The sequence below is a fragment of the Gardnerella sp. DNF00550 genome (assembly GCF_049262685.1).
Classification (GTDB): Bacteria; Actinomycetota; Actinomycetes; order Actinomycetales; family Bifidobacteriaceae; genus Bifidobacterium; species Bifidobacterium leopoldii.
The window spans coordinates 38,395-63,327 of sequence record NZ_CP058397.1 but is presented as its reverse complement, the minus strand read 5'-3'; the positions used below and the strand labels follow the sequence as shown (position 1 = coordinate 63,327).

Here is a 24,933-nt window from a genome sequence, read left to right as displayed (position 1 = left end):
GTAAGGTTTATAAATTCTGTAAGTTCTATAGTTTTTAGTTATAAGTTTGATAATTCCTATAATTTTTATAAATCTGCTTACATTGGCTGATTTCCGTGATGCTTTCCAGTTCTGGAAACCCGCTTTTTACTGCGCAAAAGTTTCAATGAGCCAGCAATCATATCGCGAGTCTGCTCCGGGTCAATCATTGCGTCAATCTGCCCAGTTTCCAACGAAAGATTTGCGTTAACAGTAGTCGCCTCATACTCGTCAACCAGCTGCTTTCTAAGAGCTGCAACGTCTTGTCCACGCTCTTTAGCTTTTTGCAAATCTTTACGATGAATAATATTCACAGCACCTTGCGCACCCAAAACCGCAATCTGGCTGGTTGGCCACGCGTAATTTACGTCCGCACCCATCGACTTGGAACCCATAACGATATAAGCTCCACCGAAAGCTTTACGCAAAATCACCGTAACCAGCGGAACCTGCGCGTTCGCGTACGCATAAATCACTTTCGCGCCTCGGCGAATAATTCCTGCGTGCTCTTGATCTGAACCAGGCTTATAACCAGGAGTATCTACTAGAGTCACCACAGGCAAATTAAACGCATCACACAATCGCACAAATCGCGCGACTTTTTCGGAAGAATTTACATCCAAAATACCAGCGTTCACCTTCGGCTGATTTGCTACGATTCCAACAGGATGACCCTCAATGCAAGCAAAACCAACCACTGCAGAAGCAGCATACAATTCCTGCACTTGCACGAACTCACCATAATCAACAATTCTGCGAATCACGTCGAGCACATCGTAAGGCTGACGGTCGTTATCTGGCACAATATTCGCCAACTCGCGCGCAGTTTCGCGATCGGCACGAGTAGCAGAATATGCAAAAGTTGGAGGCTCTACCTCGCAGCTAGATGGCAAATAAGCCAAAACTGTGCGCGCGTAGTCAATTGCGTCAGCTTCATCCTCTCCCAAATAGTGAGCGACACCGGAAGTTGCGTTATGTACAAGACCGCCGCCTAAATCGTCCATGCTAATAGCCTCGCCGGTTGCAGCTTTAACAACATCCGGACCGGTTACAAACATGTTTGAGTGCTCGCGAGTCATAATAATCAAATCTGTTAACGCAGGACAATAAACTGCACCACCAGCGCAAGGACCCAGAATAATTGAGATTTGCGGAATTAAGCCGCTCGCTTCGCAAGTTTTTTTGAAGATACGCCCGTATTGCATAAGCGCGCTCACACCTTCTTGAATGCGAGCGCCGCCGGAATCAATTACGGCAACAACTGGCACGCGAAGTTCAACAGCCATATCTAAAAGATGGCAGATTTTCTCGCCTTCAGCTTTGCCTAAAGTTCCGCCACGCACGGAAAAGTCTTGTGCATAAACTGCAACTTTTCTGCCATAGACTTCGCCAAATCCGGTGATTACAGCGCACCCTGCAACGTCGTTATTAATGTCACCACCGTTAAAACGTCCGATTTCCACGAACGATCCGGTGTCAAAAAGCAAGTCAAGACGCTCTCTTGCAGTTGACTTTCCTTTTGCGTGCTGACGTTCTAAAGCTTTTTGTTCTGCGTCACGAGCAAGTTGTGCTGCGTGCTGAACTGCAGCTTTTCCGCGACGAGGCTGCAAGTTTGTATCGTCAGCAGAGCTATTAACAGAAGAGTTATTAACTGTTTTCGCTGAAGTTTCAGAGATTTCAGACTTTTCTTTTACTAAAGCGCTCATTTCTGCTCTCCTTCCGGCTTTTCATCGCTTTTTTCGGAAGATTTTTCTGCGCCTTTATCTGCGCTTTTGTCTCCAGCAAGATCAATCGTCACAAGCTTTGCGCCCGATTCCACGCCGTCACCAGGCCCCACAAAAATTCCAGTAACAGTACCAGCAGCCGGCGCGTAAACGTAATTTTCCATCTTCATAGACTCAAGCACCACAAGCAAATCACCCTTAGCAACCTGCTGTCCTTCAGCCACATTCACGCGCGTAATAACAGCTTGCATAGGCGCTGCGATTACGCCAGGAATCTGCTTTTGTTCTTCAGATTTGTGAGTACTTCCGCGAAGCGAACGTCCGCGCAAAGGCTGCGAAGCTCTAGAAACGCTACGAACTCGCGCCGAGCCAGTCAAATTATCAACAATATCTTGCGGAATCGTAAGCTTTACGCGCTTATTATCAACCTCAATAATGAAGGATTCCATTGCAGGCTGCTTATTTTCGGATTCATCCGCAGACTTTCCAGAAACAAGCGAAGCCGGCTGACCGCCCAAGGAAGCTGCAGGAACTCGGTTCAAATACTTGCGTTCCATCCACTTAGTAGACACGTCAAAACTGTGATTTTCCGCAGTAAACTCAGGGTCGTTAAAAATCTGCTCAAAAAGTTTTGCTGGAGTTGGCACGCCCTCAATACAAAGTTCCTTCAAAGCGCGACGCACGCGAGCGACAGCAGTTTCGCGACTTTGCGCAGTAATAATAAGCTTGCCCATCATCGAATCGAATTTTGGCGAAATATTATCGCCAACTTCAACACCAAAATCGACGCGAATACCAGGACCGGAAGGCCACTTTATTTTCGTCAAAGTGCCGGAACTTGGAGTCAAATTCGTAGCAGGATCTTCCGAAGTAATGCGAAGCTCGAAGCTGTGTCCGCGAGGTTCTGGATCCTTAATCAACTCGCCGCCGTCAGCAATATTGAGCTGTTCTCGCACTAAATCAAGTCCACTAACTTCCTCACTAACCGTGTGCTCAACTTGCAATCGCGGATTAACTTCCAAGAAGTAGACTTTATGCTGAGAAGTCACCATATATTCGCACGTGCCAAGACCAACGTAGTCAACAGCTTCAAATAGGTTACGAGAATATCGGTAAAGCTGATCTTTTTCATCGTCAGTCAAGAACGGTGCAGGAGCTTCCTCAACCAGCTTTTGGTTTCGGCGCTGCACCGAGCAATCGCGCGTGGAATATACGGTGAAATTTCCGTGAGCGTCGCGGCCGCACTGCGTTTCAACGTGGCGAGCCTTGTCGATAAAACGCTCAATAAAATATTCATCTAAGTCGCCGCCCTGAAGAGCGTCGTGATTCATGTAAAAGCCTCGCAACTCGTCATCGTTACGAACGACTGTAATGCCGCGTCCGCCACCGCCATCCGTGCGCTTCATCATCACAGGATATCCGTGCGTTTGCGCAAAAGTTAAAAGTTCTCGAATATCTTTTACCGGCTCCGAAATGCCTGGAACTGGCGGCACTTTCGCGCGAACTGCCACGCGACGAGCCGTAATCTTATCGCCCAAGTCAATAAGCGCTTCTGGGCGAGGACCAATCCAAATAACCCCAGCATCGTTAACTTTTTTCGCAAAAGACGCAACTTCCGAAAGGAATCCGTAACCCGGGTGCACGGCATCCGTGCCGCTTCTTTTAATAATGTCAAGAATCGCGTCTTCGTTTAAATAAGTATCGCGATACGTGTCTCCGGAAAGTGCGTATGCTTCGTCTGCCATTTCTACAAACTGCGCATTGCGATCAGTAGGTGCGTAAATAGCAACGGTAGAAATGCCCATTTCGTGAGCCGTGCGAATAACTCGCAAGGCAATTTCACCGCGGTTTGCGATGAGAATTTTTTTGATATTCGTAACCATACGTTACAAGATATTAGAAAAGTTGCGTTTACGGATGAGTCGACATACACAAAAGCTAGAGCAAAATTTTGTACACTTCTCCAATGCACATGATTTTTTAGGCACGTAATGTGATTAGCGAAACGGAAAACAACCGGCAAAACCGTTTAATTGACAACCTATTAGCCGCAAACGGCAAACCGGAAATAACCAAAAGAAGGTTTTCATGACCAACATAGATCAAAATAATGCAGCAACAGCATCAGCAAATTCAAACGTTGCAAATAAGTTGAAAGTAGCTGCAGCATGGCTTGCAAAGCCAGCGCTTCTCACTGTGCTTTTGGCTCTTTCTACCATGGCAGGCGCAATTTATCTTCCTATTACTCCTGTGCCTATTACGTTGCAAACTCTTGTTTTGTGCATTATTGGTTTAACTTTGAGCTGGCGCGAAGGCGTAGCTTCTGTAGTTATGTACCTTGCTGTTGGCGCAGCAGGTTTGCCTGTATTTGCTGGCTTTAAGGGCGGCTGGGCTGTTTTTGTTGGCCCTACTGCAGGATTCTTAGCCGGTTTCATATTTGGCGTTGCTGCAACTGCAGCTTTGAAGCGCGTATTTGACGTAGCTCTTGACGCAATGATGCCAGAAAACTCCTTCAAGAAGACTTTCGCACGCTTCTGCACTTACTCTGTAGCTTCTATAATCGGCACGATCGTGATTTACGCATTCGGCATTTTCGGTCAAAGCTACCTAACTGGCATGCCACTTTCAACTGCCGCCGCAACCTTGATTATCTTCATGATTGGCGATTTGATTAAGGCTTTTGTTGCGAGCGCGGCTTGCTCCGGCTTGTACAACGCACTTAACAAAAAGCGCGCGTAGCGGAAACGTTATATTGCAGAAAAACGGCATTTCCTTTACACGACTGTAAAGGGAATGCCGTTTTGTATAAGATTGCCGCGCACTTGCTCTTTGACTGAGATAACTAGCAAACAGCTGACGCTTGCGCTTTAAGCGCTCGCTGTTGAGCTTGCACGGAAAGTCCACTGGACTTTCCGTCTGAGCAAGCTCGGCGCTCCGAATTGCTTTCGCGCGCTAAATCGCAGCGCTCAAGCAGGTCGTCAGCGCACACTAGTCACAACCTAGTTTCTAAAGCACAACTACACTAACCTGCCCTGCCTGCGTCTTTATTGACGCAGGCAGACCTCGCTTGCGTTGAAAGCACACCGTGCTTTCAACCCTGAGCAAGCTCGGCGCTCCGAATTGCTTTCGCGCGCTAAATCGCAGCGCTCAAGCAGGTCGTCGCGCTTCATACGCAACTGCGTGCACATCGCCGCTTTTTACCACAATTTCCTCGCCAGATTCCTCACGAATCGTAAGCGACGCATCTTCTCCAAGCCGCACAGCAGTTCCTGTCACTACGCTTCCGTCAACTGGATGCACGTTAACTTCGCGTCCAAGAGTCCAACACACACCATTTACCTCTTTAAGCAAATCGGCAGTGTTACTTGGATAATCACGCATAAAATCGCACAATCTCGTCCTCAATCCAGTAACTATTTTCGCAGCAATCGCATCACGCAATTCTTTAGATTCCGGCAAATCAGTCATATGCATTTGCAACGAAGTTGCCATCTTAATTGGCAGCACTTCTTGCGGCACGCACAAATTCAATCCGATTCCAAAAATTACTCCAACAACATTGTCTTTGCTTGGATCGGCTACAATTTCTGTTAAGATTCCGCCTTCTTTACAATCGTGCAAAAACACGTCGTTAGGCCATTTAAGTTTTATCGCGCAAGCATCACCGTGTATCGGCGAACTTCCGCACTCTTTAAACGTTTCTAGAAGTGCGTCACGCGCTGCAAGCCCTGCAATAATAGGCAGCCAGCCATTGTGACTTGCGTCCATAACAATTGACTTCGGCAGCAAAGTTACGAATGAAACTAAAAAGCTTTCTCCCGGTCGGCTTACCCACGCGCGCCCTAATCGTCCTCTTCCTGCTGTTTGCTCGTCTGCCACAATCGCAACTATTGCTGGCTTTCCGTCATCTCGCGCGATTATTTCGCCTTTTTGTATCATTTCTCGCGCAATATTTTGCGTAGAATCTGTAATTGCGAAATATTTTACCAAATCTGCTACTTCTGATGTCTGCGGCATCAATGCCACACTTTGCGAAGAAAAAATAGTCATATGTATAATTTACATCAGATTATATTTTTGCGCGCGTAATTGCATGTTTTGCGCGCAATAGCAACCAAAATAGCTAGGCATCAATTAAGCAGGTGTTAACACATGGAGCGCATACGTCGCAAAAAGCAGTACAAGAAGCCGCGCACATTGCGTGCTGTTGTAGCACGTTTTTTAGATTACACTCTTGCTGCTTTGTTATGCTTTATACTTGCTTTTTGCACTAGCCTGGGGCCAATTTTCCGCAGTCAAGATATTAAAGTTCATTTAGGATCAATCGCTGATTTTTCGTTGGTTAATGCTTTTATTTTCGTTGCTGCCTTCATAATATACGCATTAATACTGACTGTGCTTATTTACTACGGTAAAAATAAAAAGTTTTTGCCTAAATATCAACGTTTTATGAAATTAATAAAGTCAATTGCGTTAAGAAAAAATAGTGAAAATAAAAAACAGTCAAAATTACAAAAATTTACTACTAAACACGCTATTTTCCGCAATATTTCGCATTTTCTTTTAAAATCTGCAAAACTATTTTTTAATTGCGCTAAATGGTTCATTAACCACTCCACTCGCAACAGAAGAAACCTACTTCTTACTTTTTTCGTGGGCTGGATTTGGGTTCCAGCTACGTTACTTGCCGCATACGGTGCAGATATATGCTCGCAAATTCGTGAGTACAGTTGGACTTGGAATAAAATTACAGGCTTAGACCAGCCTTATATCGGCTTCTTTAGCTTTGTCCCAATGGATATTTACCCAACTGCGCACTACTTGTGGCCAACTCACCCAACTTATTTAACAGATCAGCACAACATTGTTCTAACTGTTATTTATGGCGCAACAACAGCAGTCTCCAGATACTTTACCGACTCAAACGACGCTGGAATTGCACTTCTTGCCTTTGCACAATTTGCATTTGCAGCATGGTGCGTTTCTGCAACAGCACACCGCTTCTTAAACAAACCTTGGCTTAACGCAGAATCTAGCTCAACAAATTGCAGCACAACAACTTTTGCAAGATTCGTTATTCTGCTTATGTTTTTACTTAACCCGCTTGTGTTGTGCTCAACTATTGCGCTTACAAAATCTCCGCTTTTTGCGTTCGCTTTTGTTTGGTGGTTTGGCATAAATTACGAGTTAACTAATTGCTATCATGCGAAGGACACTAAAAATACACCTAGCACAAAGCCGAGTGCGCAAAAGCCTAGACTTCACACTGTTTTGGAATTAATTATTTCAGTGTGTGTAATGCTTATTGCTGCAAAATACGCCTGGTATATTCTGGTTGTTCAATTCGTGCTTTTAATTATTTTTGAGCGCAAACGCTGGCGTTTGTGGGTTTGCGGAATTTTGCTTCCAATCGTTGTAATTCACGGCTCGTTAATTATGCTTATTTCGAGCGGTGCTATTATTAGCGGCGATCCTATTGAGAGTCGCGGCATTCAGTTACAACAAATTGCACGTATAGCTAAGCTCGATCCGCATAGCATACCGCGTAGTGCAAAGCGCATTATTGCACCAATTTTTAATCTGGATCAAACTGCAGAAGCATACAAACCTTATGACGCAGACCCTGTGAAATCTTCCGGATTGCAATCTAAAAAAGTGAGTTATCGTTGGCGATACGTTACTAAAGACAATATTCGTAAATTAGATTTCGCTTGGTGGCAAATGATTACGCATAGTCCATTTGTGGCAACTGACGCTTTTCTTGCAAAGACTTACGGATACTTTGATATTTTTGACCGCCCGTATGTTGGGCCAGAATACTACATAGACACTGACAGCATACACAAATCTGATTGGATTAAATATTGGAATCCTAAGTGGCGAACTAAATTTGCAGAAGACATTAGCACGTTTAGTGATATTCCTGTTTTAAGTTGGCCAATTCACGGAAATACTTTCGTTATTTTTACACTACTTATTGGAGTTGCAGAAATTATTCTTCGCCGTTGGCGCACATTGTTATGGCATATTCCACTTGCCTTGCTGGTTGGAGTTATGATTCTTGCTCCAGCTAATAATTTTGAGCGACACATGCTACCGTTAGCTTTTGTTTTCTGCTTTGTAGCACTTACTTTTTGGCGAGATACTTTTACTCAATCGCGCTATAATAGTAGAGAATGTTAGAATCAAAGGCATAAGATGGACGAGAAGAATACACCTCAGTTTGCGCAAGATAGCAGCGCTGCTTCTTCTATTATGTCCGAAGAAAATTATGAAGATAAACTTGCAGGAAACAGCTTACTTAGTAGCGATTTTCTTTCGATACTAGCAAGCGTACAAGCAGCAGAAAAGCACGCGGAGGATTCTAATATTGCCAATTCTCTTGAAAATCAACAGTTAAACAAAACGCAAGTAAACGCTGTATCAAATGATCAAGAGAGCTCTTCTAAAGCAGAGCAAGAAAACGAAGAAAAGCACAAGCACCACTTATGGCATCGTCTTTCATCAAATCAAAGTCGTTCGAGTCATTCAAGTCAATCTTCTGAAAATACTAAAGGTAATAATTCACCGAGTTTTACTCCACTACCCAGCGCGCAAAAATCAACTAGCTCGGAACCGCTTAGAATTTTCGACAATCGTGATGGCCAAGTTTTTGACGCGGCGATGCGCTTGCAATTACACTCGATTATTGCCACGTGCTTAATGAATGGTATTGCAGATGCTCGTATTGACGCTTTCATGCATTTACTTCAATGGTCAGATTCGCCAAAAGTTATTGTTATTGCAGGAACTTTCGGCACTGCAATTAAGCCAGATGACGGACCAAATCGCAAGCCAGCACCAGATATTCCACCTGATAACACTGACACTTTGCGCCGAAATATTTGGCCACAGCTTGGTAGTTGCAATGCGTATGATGCAATAGTTGAGCGCACACAAAGTAGTGCTTTGCAGCGCATTACGGGAGCTTGGCAAAAAACGCAAGCACTGATATCAGCATCTACGAAAAATTCTTCTACTTTTGCAGCACCTTCTCATATTATTCTGCTTGCTGTACGCGAAAATCCTAGCGATCAAGCTTTAGAGAAGCTGTGCAAAGTTTTTGAGAATTCTCATAAGACGATTTGTGTTAGTAGCATGGTTGAAGGCGTTGAGCAGATTTCTTCCGCTCTTACTGCTACTCTTGCCGCGATTGCTGTTGCTCCAGCAGTAAAGCATTTGCCGCAAATCATTCACACGGATGATTTGCTTCCAGAGCGAGCGCTCATTGGCGATGCCACAGCTTTTGATACTCTTTACAACAAGGTGTATCAAAGTTTGGCTCCTTACAGTCATGACGATCCAACTCTGGAAACTATTGACATGTTCTTGCGCTTTGGTGGAGCTCTTGACCAAACAGCACACGAACTTAATGTGCATCCGAATACTGTTCGTTACCGTTTACGTAAAGTTGCGCAAACTACAGGATGGGATGCTACGGATCCGCGCGCCGCTTATGTGCTGCAAACAGCTATAACAATTGGTAGAATTCGCGATTCACATTAAGTCTAACTTTACAAACAAAAAACGTGCGACGCAAAACCAAAGGTTTTACATCACACGCTAAATGCAAGAATAAAGCAAGCACAAACAATAATAATATATTATTTATACTTACAGCACTAATTTAGTGACGAATCTTGCGAAGAGCAGTACCCATGCCAGCAAGAGCAGAAGCAACGACAGCAATCACAGCTACCGCGGCACCGGTCTTAGGAAGCTTAGCCTTAGCTGGAGCAGCTGGAGCTGGAGCAGCCGGGGCTGGCTTCTTATCATTCTCATGGAAATTGCTGGTAAGAGCTCTGTTGTACAAAGTCTTTGTAGCAGGCTCGCAAACTACAGTGCCCAAAGCGTTCTTGTAGCAGTGATTCATATCAGGAACCTGGGTAGGGTCATTGTAACCCTCAGGATTAGCAGGAGCCTGATGAGTCTCTGGATACAAATTCTCACCGTTCAATGGATCTGGAGTACCGTACTCAAGAACATGAGTATCGATTTCATCATCAGCCATTGCTGGAGCAGCAAAAGCACAACCTGCAAGCAAAGTAGCAGCTGCAGCGAAAGCTGCAATGGTCTTCTTCTTTAACATATTAGACCTTCAATCTCTTTTATCTGATCCCCGCGCAAAAGTTAGGGCTAACACGCAGAAGCCAGATACCAATATTAAAACTGGAATAAACCAACCCGGAATATACCAACTCGGAATATACCAATCTAAATTACAATAACACAGGGTACACCAATTTTTCACAAATAGAAAGTATTTTAAAGAAAAAACACTAAATAAAGGCGTTTTGTTGTAATAAACAAACTATTAGCAGTATAAGAGAATGTTTAGAACTCAATACAGAACAAACTATGGATAATCAGCAAACAGACATAATACTAAACTCAATATTAAAAAGTGAGCGTGCCGTATTCGCATACAGCACGCTCACAAATAGTTAAGCAATCATGCACTTTTGTGCATTAAAAGCTTAGTGGCGAATCTTGCGAAGAGCAGCACCCACACCAGCAAGCACAGAAGCAACAACAGCAACCAAAGCTACAGCAGCACCAGTCTTAGCCAATGGAGCAGCAACATTTGCAGCATTCTTCGTTGCATTCTTCGTTGTCTTATTGTCATTAGTATTACCAGCAACATTTCCAGCGCCGTTGCCAGTACCAGCGCCATTACCGCTAGGCTGACTTGGAACAGGAGTCAAAGGATTAATAGGCTTTGGAGTAAGCTTCTTGCTCTTTTCAGCTTCAGCAAGCAAAGCGCGAGCACCCTCAACAGTCTTAGCCTTACGAATCAGCTTAGCAGTGAAAGTGAAACCTTCCTTCTCAGCCTGCTGAGCAATCTTCTCAATCTCAGCCTTAACAATCTTCTGGAAAGCAGCCTTAGCTTGAGCAAGAAGCTTTACAGTATCAGCATCAAGCTTGCCATCCTTAGCAGCCTTCTTAGCAGCTTCTGCATTAGCGTTCATTTCCTCGTACAAAGCCTTAGCCTGGTCATAAGTCAAGCCCTTGAACAAGTCAGCGCCATTATACGCAGGAACATTATTAACTAAAGGAGCTACAGCATTATTAGTATGCCTCTTAGCAATCTCAGCTTCTTTAAGCAAGTTCTTCAAAGCAGTCAAAGTAGACTTCTTAGAATTACGAATCAGCTTAGCAACAAAAGTCAAGCCTTCAGCATCAGCCTTCTTAGCTAACTCCTCTATAGCATTCTTCTTACCCTGCGCAAGAAGCTTTGCTACAGCAGCAGATTCCTTAGACTTAGCATAATCCTTCAAAGCATCAATAACACTCTTCGGCAAGCCAAAACGCTCAGCCTCAGCAATAAGCGCATCCTTCTTAGCCTTATCTTTAGATATTGCTTCTTCAACCTTCGCTCTTTGAGCGTCAAATAAAGCTTTTTGGGCAGGACTAATCTTCTTATGATTCTTCTTCAATTGAGCTTCAAAAGCCTTAAAATCACCAAGACCAGCCATACTCGTAGCAACATCATCAGTTACATCGCTCTTATAAGTAAGAGTGACTGTAACAACGTTCTCACCAGCTTTAATTTCCGTAGGATAAGTAATAGTACCAACAGTACCAGTATCAACTACAGAATCACCCTGAGCAGGAGTAAGATCATTCTGCACCTGAGCTAAGAAACCAGCACCAATCCCAGCTACAGTATGGGTAATATCATCCTTAGTAGCACCGTACTTATCATTCTTATTGTAAAGAGTAATAGCCTTAGTCTTATGATCTGTAGTTCCTACCTTAAAGTTGAAAACAACATCTTTAAGTTCAGCAACTTGATCGCTCTGCACAGCAGGAGGATTAGCATTTGGCTTTTCTGCCATAGCAGGCGCAGCAAACACCAAACCAGAAACCAGCGTAGCACCTGCAGCAAATGCAGCAATCGCTTTCTTATTCAACATAATAAACCTCAATTTTTCTCACATAAATTGCGCGACATCATTTGTTCACGCAAATGCAAAATCAATAAACAAAATTCAGTAAATATTCAAAATGAGCTTCAATATTTTGGGAATTAATTCAATATCTTGAGCAATAACCTTCAAAACTTGGGTTATAGGCCAAAACTTTAATCAAACCCAAAATACGCACACGTACGGCAAAAGGCTTGGGAAACAAATGCCCCTAGTAGCACAATTACCCAAGCCTCTTACACTAATCAGCATCGCTTCCCTAACAAGCAACACTGATTCAACACTCAACAGCTAACTTACAAACACTATCCACGCTCGCACTGTGAAGAAAGAGATTTGGCAAAACAGTGAAAACGCATAATAAAATCTGTAAGTCGCCTGTGGCATAAAACTTAAACAGTCTCATGCCACAAGTTGAGTGAAAAATTATTCACTAAATTTAGTGACGAATCTTGCGAAGAGCAGCACCCATACCGGCAAGCACGGAAGCAGCAACAGCAGCCAAAGCTACAGCAGCGCCGGTCTTAGCCAATGGAGCAGCGGCAGCTGGGGTCTTAGCTGCAGCAGTCTTAGCCTCAGCCTTAGCAGCAGCCTTCTTAGCTGGAGCCTTCTTACCTGGGAAGTTTGGTTCCTTCTTCATAGCATTCAAGATATCCTTGGCACCAGTGTCGCAGCTCTGATCCTTAGCGTGATCGCGTGCGGAATCCAACAAGGCAGCAGCGCGAGTACGGTTGTTATCAGCAACCTTGAGCAAAGCTTCTACCTGAGCCTGAAGCTGCTGGACTTCGTGAGCCTCAACGTAATCACCCTTAGCAAGGGCATCCTTCATATCCTCAGCAAGCTCAGCCTTGAGATCCTTAACAGTAGCTTCAACATGACCGTAGTGCAAAACAGCCTTCTCAAGCTTACGACGAATATCCTTCAAGTAAGCGCAGGTGTCACCCATACCCTTGATGAGGTCATCCCAGCCGTGAGCCTGTGTAGCTTCAAGCTTTTGGAGAAGAGCATCATAAAGGTGAACATTGGTCTGCGCACGCTTCAAAACCTCTACGAACTGACCCTTGTAGTTATGCTGAAGCAAATCAGAGTTGATTGGATCATGGCTTTCTGGATCAGCTGCAGGAGTACCAGGAACACCATTATCAGACTGCTGACCAGTTGGATCAGTAGTGTGGCTGCTCATACCTGGAACCTTAATCCAGTCATCCAAGCCTGCTGCCATTGCTGGAGCAGAAAAAGCGAAACCGGAGAGGAGGGTGGCGCCGGCAGCAAATGCGGCAATAGCCTTCTTATTTAACATAATATTTTCCTTTCTTCTTCTCCTTCACGCCAAACGCGCGAAGAAAAAATTAATATTCACAACTTAAGTTTTGTGAATAACTACCAGCGCAGAGCATCCGGCTGGAAGCTGTTATTAACATACCCCCCCCCCGTTCGAAAAAGTCAAGAGCAGACACACAACTCATTAACAAAAAATATTCATATTTTTATGAAAATATTTCAGTCAAACTATTTTTAAAAGTAAAAAATACAGTATTACACATTACTTTTCGTAAAAATGTCAATTTCAAGGTTTTTAAAGATTTTTCCCAGAAAACTCTCAGGAAACTCTTGAATACTCCCCCAACCAGCCGCAAAACCGTTGCAATATAGCCACTCTTGTGCGACACGCCGAAACTACATTTGCGTAAGCGCGACCGAATTCCCAATGCAATACCACACAAATCTACCTTGCCTTCGTCTTTACTGACTCAAGCAGTCCTCGCTTGCGTTGAAAGTCCACTGGACTTTCAACTTTGAGCAAGCTCGGCGCTCCGAGTTGCTTTCGTGCGCGCAATGCTACACTCAAGCAGGCCGTCGCGCCACAAAACGTTGCAAAATCGCCATTCCCCCACGACACGCCGCGCACGACTACGCGCCCTCAACTTCTCCAGTCACCTATTCATTACTAACGCAGTTTGCGTACTGCGCCAGTAACGCTAAATCGCAATTACTCGTTGCTAACGCAGAAACGCAGTGACACAAGTAACAAAAAACGCTGAAAACATGACTCAAAAGAGCACATTTTCAGCGTTTATAAGTTTTAAACTTAATTTACTACGTACCAGCCATGCTTTCGCATAAGCTACGCAAGCAATAAATCAGGCAGCAATGCTGGCGATATCAACTGGAACACCAGGAGCCATCGTGGAGGTCACAGTTACCTTAGTAATGTAACGACCCTTGATGGTGCTTGGCTTCAAGCGGCGGATTTCGTCTGCAACAGCCTTGAAGTTCTCTTCAAGAGCCTTAGCATCGAAGGAGAGCTTGCCAAAGAGGAAGGACAGGTTGCCCTGGCGATCCACGCGGAACTCAATCTTACCGCCCTTAATGTCAGCAACAGCCTTGGCTACATCCATAGTCACGGTGCCAGTCTTTGGGTTTGGCATCAAGCTACGAGGACCGAGCACACGACCCAAGCGACCAACCTTACCCATCATGTCTGGGGTTGCAACGACTGCATCGAAGTCAAGGAAGCCACCGGCAACCTTTTCGATAAGCTCGTCATCACCAACAATGTCAGCGCCAGCTTCCTGAGCCTCAGTAGCCTTTGGGCCACGAGCGAACACCAAAACCTTAGCGGTTTTACCGGTGCCGTTTGGCAAGTTCACAACACCACGAACCAACTGATCAGCCTTGCGAGGATCCACGTTAAGGCGCATAACAGCTTCAACGGACTCGTCGAAAGCGTGCTTTGGCATGCTCTGCAACAAAGCGATAGCTTCAGCTGGGGTGTACAGGTTATTGCGGTCGATCTTCTCAGCCGCTTCACGATACTTCTTAGAACGCTTAGCCATTTCTACACTCCCTTTCAGTCGGTAACGGTAATACCCATCGAGCGAGCAGTACCCGCGATGATCTTCATACCGGCCTCGACGTCACGTGCGGAGAGGTCAGGCATCTTAATTTCGGCGATTTCGCGCACCTGAGCCTTGGTCACAGAACCAACCTTGTGAGTCAATGGATTCTCGGTGCCCTTCTGGATTCCAGCAGCCTTAAGCAACAAAGCAGCGGCTGGTGGGGTCTTCAAAATGAAGGTGAAGGAACGATCTTCGTAAACGGTGATCTCAACTGGGACGATCTGACCCATCTTGTCCTTCGTCTGGTCGTTATACGCCTTGCAGAAGTCCATGATGTTCACGCCGTGGGAGCCTAATGCTGGACCCAGTGGTGGAGCTGGATTTGCCTTACCAGCCTGAATCTCGAGCTTAATAAGCGCGGAGACTTTCTTTTTCGGAGCCATAATATGGTTCTTCTTTCTTGTACAAGCGGTTCAAACGGTTGTTGCAAACGCTAATATAGTCGCTTCTTACAGAAGTAAAGCACTTACGAAACGTTGCTATAAAGCCGTTTTGCAGCTTCCTCCCGCATCTTGTATTGCTGTGCTGTGCTAGCGGATTCCTCCTCCAGTCACAAGCCTTCCTATTATGCCACATCTTCGCGACACGCACCATTACGAAAGCTGCAACTATCTTTGTGCAGCAACAAAAGTTGGAAGTCTACTTCCAAGTTGGGTACAAACTTACAAAAGTTGGAAGTCTACTTCCAAGTCGAGCGCAAAACACTAGAACATTATAAAATGTTAAAACTCTAACTCAGGATTCTTTAACAACTCATCAAACATCACATGATACAAGCGCAAAGGCAGATCCTGTCGCTCGCGCGTTACAGCGCGCTCACGTCTTCGCTTGCATTGAAAGCACACCGTGCTTTCAACTTTGAGCAAGCTCAGCGCTCCGAATTACCTTTGCGCGCTACGCTTTAAGCGCAAAAGTAGGTCGTCGCGCACAAACGTAAACAGCCTCATCTGCCGTCCCATAATCTATAACCACATACCTATCGTGATACTTTCTGCCAGCAGTCTTAAACTTCAAATCAACACCAGGATAATCGCTTACAAAATCACTCAATATGCTTTCCGTAAGCATATTCTTATTCCTAGAATTATCACTAAAAACTACTATTCCCACCTCTTCACCAGCAAACCGCAATAGTTCCAAAGTTTTAAGACCAATATAATTATCAACAACGTAAATGCTTTTCTTAGCTGATTTATATATTTTGCAATATGCAAGATCCGCTTCTATTTTATTGCCGTCCATAAGAAGAAAATGTTTATGCGTATTTGGATTAATAAAATTATCCATTACCTTATTAAAATCTTCCTTTGTTGCCATTTGAGATTTTATTTCCGCTATATCTTTAGTATTCTGGTTTGTTTGAATCGCCAACTGCGCTAACTCATTCGCGCCAATAAAATCCCTGTTTTCAACAATATAATCCTTCATTTGCTTAAAGGTTCTAACTAATGCCCTACTCTGTTTAACAGCAAGATCACCTCTTAACACAGTCATGAGCATATAAATACCCTGCTCCGTAAAAGCATAAGGCAAATATCGAGAGCCACCCCAACTTGAGGTGAAATTTTTGCACCTCAAGTTTTTGAACTCGTCAGCAGTTAGCCGAAACATAAAATCTTCGCCCTCAAACTTTTCAATATTATTCTTAATCTGTCTATTGAAATTTTTCGTTTCATACCCATATATTTCAGCAAGCTCAAAATCAAGCATGACTTTTGGATTGCGAATGTTGTAGATTTTCTCTTTTATTGTTTTAGCGTCTATAAGCGCTTTAGCTGGCACACTTTTAGCGTCCGCGATAATTAAATTTTTATTCCCCTCTACCATAAGATCACTCCTAAAAAATGTGCGTAAAACCTAGCGCTGTACAACAAAAACTACATTTCTAACACAAAACCCATGAATCGCAAGCAATCAGGGTTATTCCCAAAAATCAATCACAAGCCATAAAACATCTAACAACTAGCAAAACTAGCATGCATCAGCGCATAAATATAATTCTATAAGATTCCACAAATAAAAAGCAACAAAAAAATCGGTTTTAATACAAACGCACAGCACATTTATGTAGTGCGCTTGTACCTGATTTACGGCATGTCATGCCAAATCAGCCAAACGGCTAAGCCGTGAGGAATAAGTGCACTACATAGCAGCGCGAAGGCAGGTCGGAACGCTACACCAATCCACACATATAAAGTGGTAATATTACGAGATTCAAATCTTTTCTAACGCTAAGCTGTTTAGGAGCAAATACATAACTCGTTCCAATTCTTTTTGAAAACTTCGCCTTAAATTTATCAAGAGAAACTGTTTTGAACACATTTCCAGATTTAACTTCAATCGCAGATATACGCATTTTGCCAGCAGAATCCTGAAAAGCTTTAGAAATCAAAAAATCTATTTCCATTGTATTTTCCGAATTTTCTTTGTCTCTATTTGAATAGAAAAATAGGCGATGTCCAGATGCTATTAGCTGTTGCGCAACAACGTTTTCAACTAGCATTCCTTCATTAATTGAGATTTTTCCAAATAAAATTTCTTTATATAGATTATTAGACGCAATACTACTATCTGAAAGTATCATAGAAGTCAACAAACCAGTATCAGCCATATAACATTTTACTAACGCATCATCTGCATTAAGATTCAATCCCACATTTGGATCTGTAGATTTATAGCAATTATTTGTAATACTCGCATCCGAAAGCCAAAAAAACGCATCCTTGTAATCACGCATACGAGCATTCTTACCCAAGGAAGTAATCCTATACCTTTTTTCATGCCTAGAAAGCTGTGCTGGTATTCCATCAAACACAGCCATAACTTTCATTTCATAACCTTTTGCAAACTTTGCAGCATCCTGCCTATAGAGCGAAAGAATACGACGCTTAACCCTATCTACTCGAGCAAAATCTCTCGCATCAACATATTCATTTACAGACTGCGGCATGCCACCAACTAGCATATATTCTCTAAAAAGTCGCATCGCTTTTTTATGTAAAACATCCGGCAAAGGACTTAACTCATTAAATGAATTTTTAATAACTTTCGATAGATTTTCTTCTCCAAAAGCCCACAAAAATTCTTCAAAATCAAGAGGATACATGCGTTCTTCTTGTTCTTCAGATGGAATCAATATTGTTTCAACATTATGTTTAATAGACAATAACGAGCCAGTCTCTATATAGTCGTATCTGCCATCTGCAACTAGTTGTTTTACAAATTCTCTAGCCTGTGGGAAAAATTGCACTTCGTCAAAAACCATTACCGATTCACGGTTATAAAGTTTCACACCATATAGTGCAGATATGTATGTAAAGAAAGTGCTTAAATCTGAACGATAATCTTCAAATAGCCGAAGCGCATCTTTTGATGCTTGCGAAAAATCAATAAGAATATAAGACTTGTATTCGTTTCTTGCAAACTCTTCAACTATAGTACTTTTCCCAACTCTTCGAGCACCTGTTACTAAAAGCGCTGTTGAACCGCGATCAGTATTCTTCCAATCGAGCATTTTTTGATAGAATTTTCGCCTTAACATATAACACCACTCTTAATTACCACAAAACCGTTGAAAATACTATTGTTTTATAGTATATATTTCACGAAAATCAATGTCAATTTATGCTAAATTTTCACGAAATCAGGGGTAAATATATGCCGAATTTTCACGAAAATCAAGGTGTTATTTCTCTAAATCTTCGAGACACGCTGCATTACAGCAATTCTAAGCAGTTATATGCTTGGCATGAGCAAGTGAAGCAGCACGGCGGCGGCGCTTGCGAACCGCGGCAATAATCATCGTCGTAAGAATCACCGCGCAACCAATAAGCGCGAGCACGAACATCGTCATCCAAAGCGGCCACTGCAACTTGTCCCCAGGAGCGGAAACTGGATCCGGCAGCACGCGATAGCCCGTAACCAGCAACCTCTGCGTATTCACACCATACGGCGTACACGTAAGCAGCGTCGCCAAATCTCGCCCATTCTCGCGTTGAAGCAACCTAATATCATGCGGATCGACCACACTAATGCGGAATACCTTGTAACGTAAGGTTTCGCCTTGTATGTCAAAATAGAAATAGTCGCCCTTCTTCAACTCCACTAAATCATCAAACATGGTCGCATTCGGCAAACCCGTATGCGCCGTCACAACAGCGTGACGCGTTTCGCCACCAACCGGCAAATCCGTGCCATACAAATGCCCAGCACCATACGCCAAAACCTCCTGCGAACTACCGTGATAAATCGGCAGCTTAACACCAATCTTCGGGATTTTTATAATACCCATAATCCCCATCGGCTCATCCAGCTGCTTCGCATATTCCTTATACTCCGGCGTCTTCATATAATCCGTCGTGCCATCGTAAGGATCAGCCGTAATAATCGACTTATGGCGCGCATTATAACGACGAGCCGCGTTCAAAATCTTCTCGCGAGCGCTCGCAGTCTGCTTACGACTCAAACGATCATACGCGGTAGAAATCTCCTTCGAGACCTTGTTATTCCACAATGTTGACGCAATCGGGTACGTGAAGCACAGAATCGCTGCAAGCGCGAGGGTAATTGGCTCAAGCGTTCGGCGGAGTTTGGATTTGGGTTTTTTTGTTGGCTTTGGCGCGGGTTTTGATGCGGGTTTTGATGCGGTTGATGAGTCTTGAGTTGATTCGGTTGCAGGTTTTGCTTTAGACTGATTGAAGAAAGCATATACTTTTGTAACAACGTCGTTTAATTTCATGCTTCCTCCTTGTGAAGTTTATATGCGTAAATACTTGCTTGATGTGGCGCGAGTTTTGGGGGCTGGTGTTTGGCTGGTGGATTTCTGAAGTGGATGTGAGTGGTGGGTGTTACTTGTCTCACAGCGCTCCGCTCTTATACCTTACTTGGACTTAGCGGTTGCATAGTTAAGTTTAGTTTTTTACTTACTTTCTCTGCAAAAATAGTATTCGTCAACAAGATTATTACTATCGTTCCGCTTTTATATTGCTCGACCAAGCAACACCCACCCCTCACTCGTAAATCCACACATCGTTGTTTTGTGGTGTGGTAGGAGTGCTTGGCGTGGTGTATGCGGCAGCAATGACGTTAATGTCCTTTGGACAACAAGCAATCAACGTCTGCAGAGCAATAATGCTAAAGTTCACTAAGCAATAAATAATCGACGTTTGCAAAGCATTACTGCAAAGATTCAGGAGGTTTGGGGGAAATACGACCTTTATTTTACGCGACTGTAAAATTTCTGCCGGATTAAGGCGCGTAGCCGACCATTACTTTACACAAGCGTAAAATTTCTGCCGGATTAAGGCGCGTAGCCGACCATTACTTTACACAAGCGTAAAATTTCTGCCGGATTCGAGCGCGTAGCCGACCGTTTCTGTACATGCACGTAAAGTTTATGCCGCTTGTTAGCGCGCAACCGACCGTTCCTTTACACGTGTGTAAAATTTCTGCCGCTTGTTGGCGAGAACACGACTTTTTCGTTACGAGGCTGCAAGAGAACAATCATAAGAGCAAGTGAGTCTAGGATTTAGTTGAGCAAACCCTAGACTCACACTTTGCTATTAGACTACAAGACCAGCTTTAGAAAGCGGATCAAGCGTTCTGCTGCTGTTCTTCTTCCTTGCGATTGCGCATGTACATAATCACGCTCGCAACAATAAGAACCATGCCCACAACAGCGAAAATCAGCACGCCGTAAGCACCAGTTGCAGGAAGATTGAACCAGAAGCTCTTGCCGTTGTCGCCGCCCTTAAGTGGGAGGTCCTCAAACGGCTCAGTCGTAGTTTGATCCTTCTTAACAGTCACATCGTGGACTACAGGAGAAATCGCATAACCCTTAGGAGCTTTAACCTCAACAAGATAAACAGGAACACCAGCGCGAGTCTTGTATGCCTTCGCGAAGTTACCTTTAGCATCTGTTGTAGCAGTCTGCACATCAGTAGTAGCAGCGCCAACTGGTTGGGAAGCACCAGCTGCAGCAGCATCATTAATAGTTGACGCGGCCTTGCAAGCATCAATCGAGCCAAGTTCCTTATTTTCCTTCAGACCTTGAGCGCAAGCATCAGCCTTAGCCTTATCAGCAAAAATCCTGAACTCAGCATTTTCAAGCGGCTTCTCTTCAGTACCTTCCTTATAGAACTTACGCACCTGAAGGAAACCGAAGTCAATAGTCGCTTGAGAATGATCATTATCAGGAATGATTGGCGGCAAGTCACCCTCATTCTTCTCATGAGCCTGGAAGAAGCCAGACTTGTTTACAATCTCATCCTTCTTCTTATCATCATCAGACATTGGCTTAGATTCGGTTGGAGCAGTGCCACCTTTGAAAGCATCGCTAATCTCAAACTCGAGATCAACCGTAACCTTAGGTGCTTCTTGACCTTCAGTAACGTTATTCAAGGCATCAGCAATCTTACCTAAGCCAGCATCTGTAAATGTTACTAAAATACGGGTGTGGCCATCAGCAAGATCCTTACCTTCATCTTTCTTACTATCAGTCACTAAAGTGACTTTGTAATCTTTAGGTTCAGTTGCAGTAGCTTTATCAAGAGTTGTTGTGCCAATCTTCACAGTCTTCACAGCATCAGCAAGAGTTGGAGTAGTTGTTAATCCAGCAGGCTTTTGTACTGTCAAAGCAACGGTTGGAGCATCATCGAAGACCTTATAGCCCTGAAGATTAGCAGCAGTCAACTTACCATCTTTAGGCTTAGCTTTGTTCACTTCCGCAGTAATCGTGAATGGCACTTTATCCTTAACACTAGCGAACTTAGTCTTATCGTAAACCTTCTGAATAGTAGCCGAGAGATCCTTGTTCTTCGGCGTCACAACAGGATTATAGTTATACGAAACAGTCGTCTTGGTGTTAGCACCCTCGCCTGTTGTGGTGTACTCCGGCAAAGGAAGAGTCATATAGAAGGATTGCAAGTCAGAAACACCATAGCCCTTAGGCGCGTTAGTTTCCTCAACCTTATACAAGCCAAGAGCAAGAGTACTCGTGCCATCACCAAACTTGGCTATACCATTTTCACCAGTGGTCTGCGTCTTAGCGTTATCAGTATCAAGCTTGACTTCTGCATCAGTGCCACTGTCTTTAATAGTGTGATCGTTCAGCTTAGTAACAAGCTTTGCAATCTTCTGCCAAGACTCAAATTTGCCAAGATCTAAGTTAACATACTTGTCACCTTCCTTAACAGAAGTGACTTTAGTCAATTTGAAAGTAGCATCTTTAAGCGGCTTAAAACCAATTTTGCATTGAGGATCTGTTTGTGTCTGAGAAGTAGTAGAGTTATCATCCTTCGTCTTCTTCACGCACTTAAGAATGGTTATAGTACCATTCTTTGGAGCGTCAGTCTCCCACGGAGCCTTACTAACAGGGGTTTGGCGAACTGGAGGAGCACCCCACGCAACACTGGACACGGTTACAGCGCCGGCGACGCACAGCGTGCCAGCCATCGCGAGCGACGCCACCGCCGCCACGAATTTATTAGTGAACTTTTTCATGTTCACCCCTTTCATTGCTTTTTACAGCAAGTAGAAAATTGATTTGCATTTATCATGCTCATACGAGTAAAGTTTTAAAATTTTTGGCATTTACCTTGTTTTATCACGCTCCCGAATCCCGAAAGACTGCGCAATAAAATAATACGCAATAAAACAATGCGCGAAACAGGAAGGCTTTATGCGCAAATGCGTACGTAATCGCCTTATGCGAAGCACGGCGAGTAAATGCATATACAACTGCTTTATACGTAATTGCATAAGCCTCGCCACCTTCCCAAAATTAATTTGCGACCGCGCTCACTTTGACTTACCACAAAGCCAGCAGCCAGCAGATTCACCAGTAGCGCTGCAAGAATACCGAGCTGCAAATTCCAACTCTGACCGCCCGTGTGCGGCAAAGTAAACTTGCTCACCGAATCAATATTGAGCGTAAAAGCAGCAAAATCCTTGTTTTCTTTAAGAGACGTATCACCAGCTAATGCCTTATCAATGTCCGTAGGCGTTTGCTTGCCAGATTGAGCATTGAACGCTTTAGGCTTTAGCGCGTACACAACGCACTGGTAATTGCCAACCTCAGTCGGCTTTATACTCACTTCCATATCAGTTCGCGCAGCCACTTTTTTACTTGGATCAGCAGACTCGCAAGTCTTATCGCCTTCTTTATTAGAGTGGCACGTATTTTGATTATCATCCGCAGGCACACTCAACCCAAGCTCGGCAAGATTACTGCTCCAAGTTTTGTATTCAAGATCTTCCGCAGATTGCGGAGATCCAGAAGGCTGAGTTGATTGCGACTGTTCAGAGGGTTGCTCAAATCGCGAGCCAGCATTCTTCTTCTCGCCCTTCGAGCAGAGCACGCGCAACGTAATCTTATTCTTGCTATCCGCCGCAGAAGTAGCATCAACAAACGGCTTAAGACTCATACCGAGTATCGCAGAAATCTTGTTATTGTCGCTAGTCAACGCTGTTGTAGAATCCTTAAACGGATACACTTTCAGCGTAAGATCGTTATCACCAATTTCTGGCTCTGGAGGCTTACTTGACTGCACTTCAATCGTAACCGACTTATAATCCCAGTCAATGCCTTGCTTAATATCATCAGTCTTCCACGTATTACTATCAACAATGTTTCCCTCAAACAGAGACTTCTTACCTGCATCAGTTTTGGCATTTTTCTTGAACTGATATACCAGATTAGAGGGATGCTTGCCACTTGCTTTGTCTATTAAATTAGCATCCTTAAAAGCGAACACTCTGCACTCAAAAGTTCCAGCACTCGTAGGCGTGCCGCTAATCCAGCTTTGAGATTCCTCAGTATACTTATCATCTTCATACAAAGCAGAATCAGCTGCACCAGTAGAAGGTCGATTCTCACCTTCCTTATGCTCGAACTGAGTCTGCATATCTGCAGAAGGATTATCCTTTTTATCTTTGAGGCTTAAACCATTAACACTGTCTACCGTATAACTGGCATTATCACCACTACCAGTTTTACAAATCATACGGTGATAAATAAAACCAAGCTTTTTAGTTGACTTAGAATCAATAAAAAGATTATTAATAGAATCGTAAACGTCTGTATTATCAGTACTGCCAGTAGTGTCTCCGCTAGAACCTTGACTATTAGTCTTTGGTTTTATAGTAATTTTATTATCACTTACAGGAGTCTTATCCGTCTTATTCACAAAATCGTATAAGCTCAGCGTTAAATCACCGTCGTTCGGCACGTCAGATACATCAACTTTTACACTTATTGTAGCGTATATTTTTTCGCTTTTATTTTTGTAATATGCAAAAACTTTAAATTTATAACTACCATAGTCCCATTTACCATTTGGACGCAAAGTTATAGAACCATCAAAGCTTTTTTTATCTTTACTAGTATCCTTAACTTTGATAGTTTTACCCTTTTCTTCTTTTTCAAAATTCGCCCAACTTGGTACAGGAGCTTTACCATACTTTTCTAATTCAAACCACACGCCGTTCGGCATAGAGGCTGGTTGTTTCTTACTTTTTAATTCGAATTTTGGCTTAATAGTTATAGCGTTACCACGCTGTATTGGAACAGGATTATTATTATCGACAACACTCTTATCATTATAGTAGCTAACAACATAGCATTTTTTAAAAGGCTTACCACCACACTCTTTCGGAAGCTTATTCTCTTCAGTCACACTTCTGTCAGTGCCTTTAACAGATTTCGCAGAGGCGTCTTTCTTTTGGGCACCTTCAACGTTGTTCTTTACAGCAGCCTCAGCTAACTTAGCCTTATCATCAACCTTGCTACTATCAGAGTTCTGCTTTTCAACAGACTTCGATTCCTTATTATTAGTTAAAGTACTTGAAGAGCCAGTATTTTTCTTATCAGGCTCAGTATTAATAGATTCACTCTGCTTAGTCTGCTGCTTATTCTCATCATCATTTTTAGCAGAACCAGACTTAGCACCTTCAACCTTCTCAGTCACAGTAGTATTCTCACCAGCGCTCAACGCATAAGTTGGAGCAATCACAAAAGTAGCAAGCAACATTGCAATCGCCACGAAAAAAGCAAATAACGAACGACGAATTGAGCGCACTAGTCGAAGGAAACGGCTAAATATATGCGAATTAAACATATACACCTACCTTCTAATCTGCAAAGCTTACGAATCATGATGTCATCATTACGATGACACTTAAAAAAAAAAACAACTCAATTACTCTGCTTAAACACTCAGCACTATACCCCCCCCCCCACGCCTATTTGCAAGCCAAACGAAATATTTGGAAATATTTATTATTTACATTGATAAAAGCACTGTAATTGCAAGAAAATTTAGGATT

At 43.4% G+C, this 24,933-nt stretch carries 16 protein-coding genes; 3 read left to right on the top strand and 13 right to left on the bottom strand.

Going from position 1 to position 24,933, the window contains the following annotated elements:
• Window positions 1–77: 77 nt before the first annotated feature.
• Window positions 78–1,724, bottom strand: a complete 1,647-nt coding sequence (locus HXT29_RS00225; protein WP_004106297.1) for an acyl-CoA carboxylase subunit beta — start codon at window positions 1,722–1,724, stop codon at window positions 78–80.
• Entirely contained in the window at window positions 1,721–3,625 is a 1,905-nt protein-coding gene (locus tag HXT29_RS00220; RefSeq protein ID WP_004106295.1) for a biotin carboxylase N-terminal domain-containing protein, read from the bottom strand. Before HXT29_RS00220 ends, HXT29_RS00225 begins: the two co-directional genes overlap by 4 nt.
• Window positions 3,626–3,830: 205 nt before the next feature.
• Between HXT29_RS00220 and HXT29_RS00215 the strand changes: the two genes are divergently transcribed.
• Window positions 3,831–4,481 (top strand): biotin transporter BioY, encoded by a 651-nt coding sequence (locus tag HXT29_RS00215; protein ID WP_012914468.1) that lies wholly within the window; start codon window positions 3,831–3,833, stop codon window positions 4,479–4,481.
• Between the two features lie 408 nt (window positions 4,482–4,889).
• On the opposite strand, the gene HXT29_RS00210 is transcribed toward HXT29_RS00215, so the two are convergent.
• The gene (locus HXT29_RS00210) at window positions 4,890–5,792 is read right to left on the bottom strand and encodes a biotin--[acetyl-CoA-carboxylase] ligase (RefSeq protein WP_064340526.1); all 903 of its coding nucleotides are present in this window, start codon (window positions 5,790–5,792) and stop codon (window positions 4,890–4,892) included.
• A 102-nt stretch (window positions 5,793–5,894) separates the two neighbouring features.
• Here HXT29_RS00210 and HXT29_RS00205 point away from each other — a divergent pair, with 102 nt between their 5' ends.
• Both HXT29_RS00205 and HXT29_RS00200 read left to right on the top strand, forming a co-directional pair.
• On the top strand, window positions 5,895–7,925 hold the full coding sequence (locus tag HXT29_RS00205) for a DUF6020 family protein (protein WP_064340527.1): 2,031 nt from the start codon (window positions 5,895–5,897) through the stop codon (window positions 7,923–7,925).
• Between the two features lie 15 nt (window positions 7,926–7,940).
• Window positions 7,941–9,287 (top strand): PucR family transcriptional regulator, encoded by a 1,347-nt coding sequence (locus HXT29_RS00200; RefSeq protein WP_064340528.1) that lies wholly within the window; start codon window positions 7,941–7,943, stop codon window positions 9,285–9,287.
• Window positions 9,288–9,408: 121 nt separating this feature from the next.
• On the opposite strand, the gene HXT29_RS00195 is transcribed toward HXT29_RS00200, so the two are convergent.
• The 10 genes from HXT29_RS00195 to HXT29_RS00150 all read right to left on the bottom strand — a co-directional run bounded on the left by HXT29_RS00195 (window position 9,409) and on the right by HXT29_RS00150 (window position 24,725).
• Window positions 9,409–9,870 carry a hypothetical protein gene (locus HXT29_RS00195; RefSeq protein WP_064340610.1) on the bottom strand — a complete coding sequence of 154 codons (462 nt, stop codon included), beginning with the start codon at window positions 9,868–9,870 and terminating at the stop codon, window positions 9,409–9,411.
• A 388-nt stretch (window positions 9,871–10,258) separates the two neighbouring features.
• The gene (locus tag HXT29_RS00190; protein WP_064340611.1) at window positions 10,259–11,698 is read right to left on the bottom strand and encodes a hypothetical protein; all 1,440 of its coding nucleotides are present in this window, start codon (window positions 11,696–11,698) and stop codon (window positions 10,259–10,261) included.
• Window positions 11,699–12,149: 451 nt separating this feature from the next.
• A complete protein-coding gene (locus tag HXT29_RS00185) occupies window positions 12,150–13,010 on the bottom strand; it encodes a hypothetical protein (RefSeq protein ID WP_004118590.1) in 861 nt (286 codons plus the stop codon).
• An 841-nt stretch (window positions 13,011–13,851) separates the two neighbouring features.
• Window positions 13,852–14,547: a 50S ribosomal protein L1 gene (gene rplA / locus HXT29_RS00180; RefSeq protein ID WP_004106273.1), complete on the bottom strand. Its 696-nt coding sequence runs from the start codon at window positions 14,545–14,547 to the stop codon at window positions 13,852–13,854.
• Window positions 14,548–14,561: 14 nt separating this feature from the next.
• The gene (gene rplK / locus HXT29_RS00175) at window positions 14,562–14,993 is read right to left on the bottom strand and encodes a 50S ribosomal protein L11 (RefSeq protein ID WP_004118588.1); all 432 of its coding nucleotides are present in this window, start codon (window positions 14,991–14,993) and stop codon (window positions 14,562–14,564) included.
• A gap of 511 nt (window positions 14,994–15,504) precedes the next feature.
• On the bottom strand, window positions 15,505–16,437 hold the full coding sequence (locus HXT29_RS00170) for an ORF6N domain-containing protein (protein WP_101886147.1): 933 nt from the start codon (window positions 16,435–16,437) through the stop codon (window positions 15,505–15,507).
• A 346-nt stretch (window positions 16,438–16,783) separates the two neighbouring features.
• Entirely contained in the window at window positions 16,784–18,151 is a 1,368-nt protein-coding gene (locus HXT29_RS00165) for an ATP-binding protein (RefSeq protein WP_101886148.1), read from the bottom strand.
• 186 nt (window positions 18,152–18,337) lie between these two features.
• Window positions 18,338–19,348, bottom strand: coding sequence for a class C sortase (locus HXT29_RS00160; protein WP_101886149.1), 1,011 nt, complete (start codon window positions 19,346–19,348; stop codon window positions 18,338–18,340).
• Window positions 19,349–20,202: 854 nt separating this feature from the next.
• Window positions 20,203–22,110, bottom strand: coding sequence for a SpaH/EbpB family LPXTG-anchored major pilin (locus HXT29_RS00155; protein WP_422118360.1), 1,908 nt, complete (start codon window positions 22,108–22,110; stop codon window positions 20,203–20,205).
• Window positions 22,111–22,352: 242 nt separating this feature from the next.
• Window positions 22,353–24,725: a hypothetical protein gene (locus HXT29_RS00150; RefSeq protein WP_422118359.1), complete on the bottom strand. Its 2,373-nt coding sequence runs from the start codon at window positions 24,723–24,725 to the stop codon at window positions 22,353–22,355.
• Window positions 24,726–24,933 lie beyond the last annotated feature (208 nt).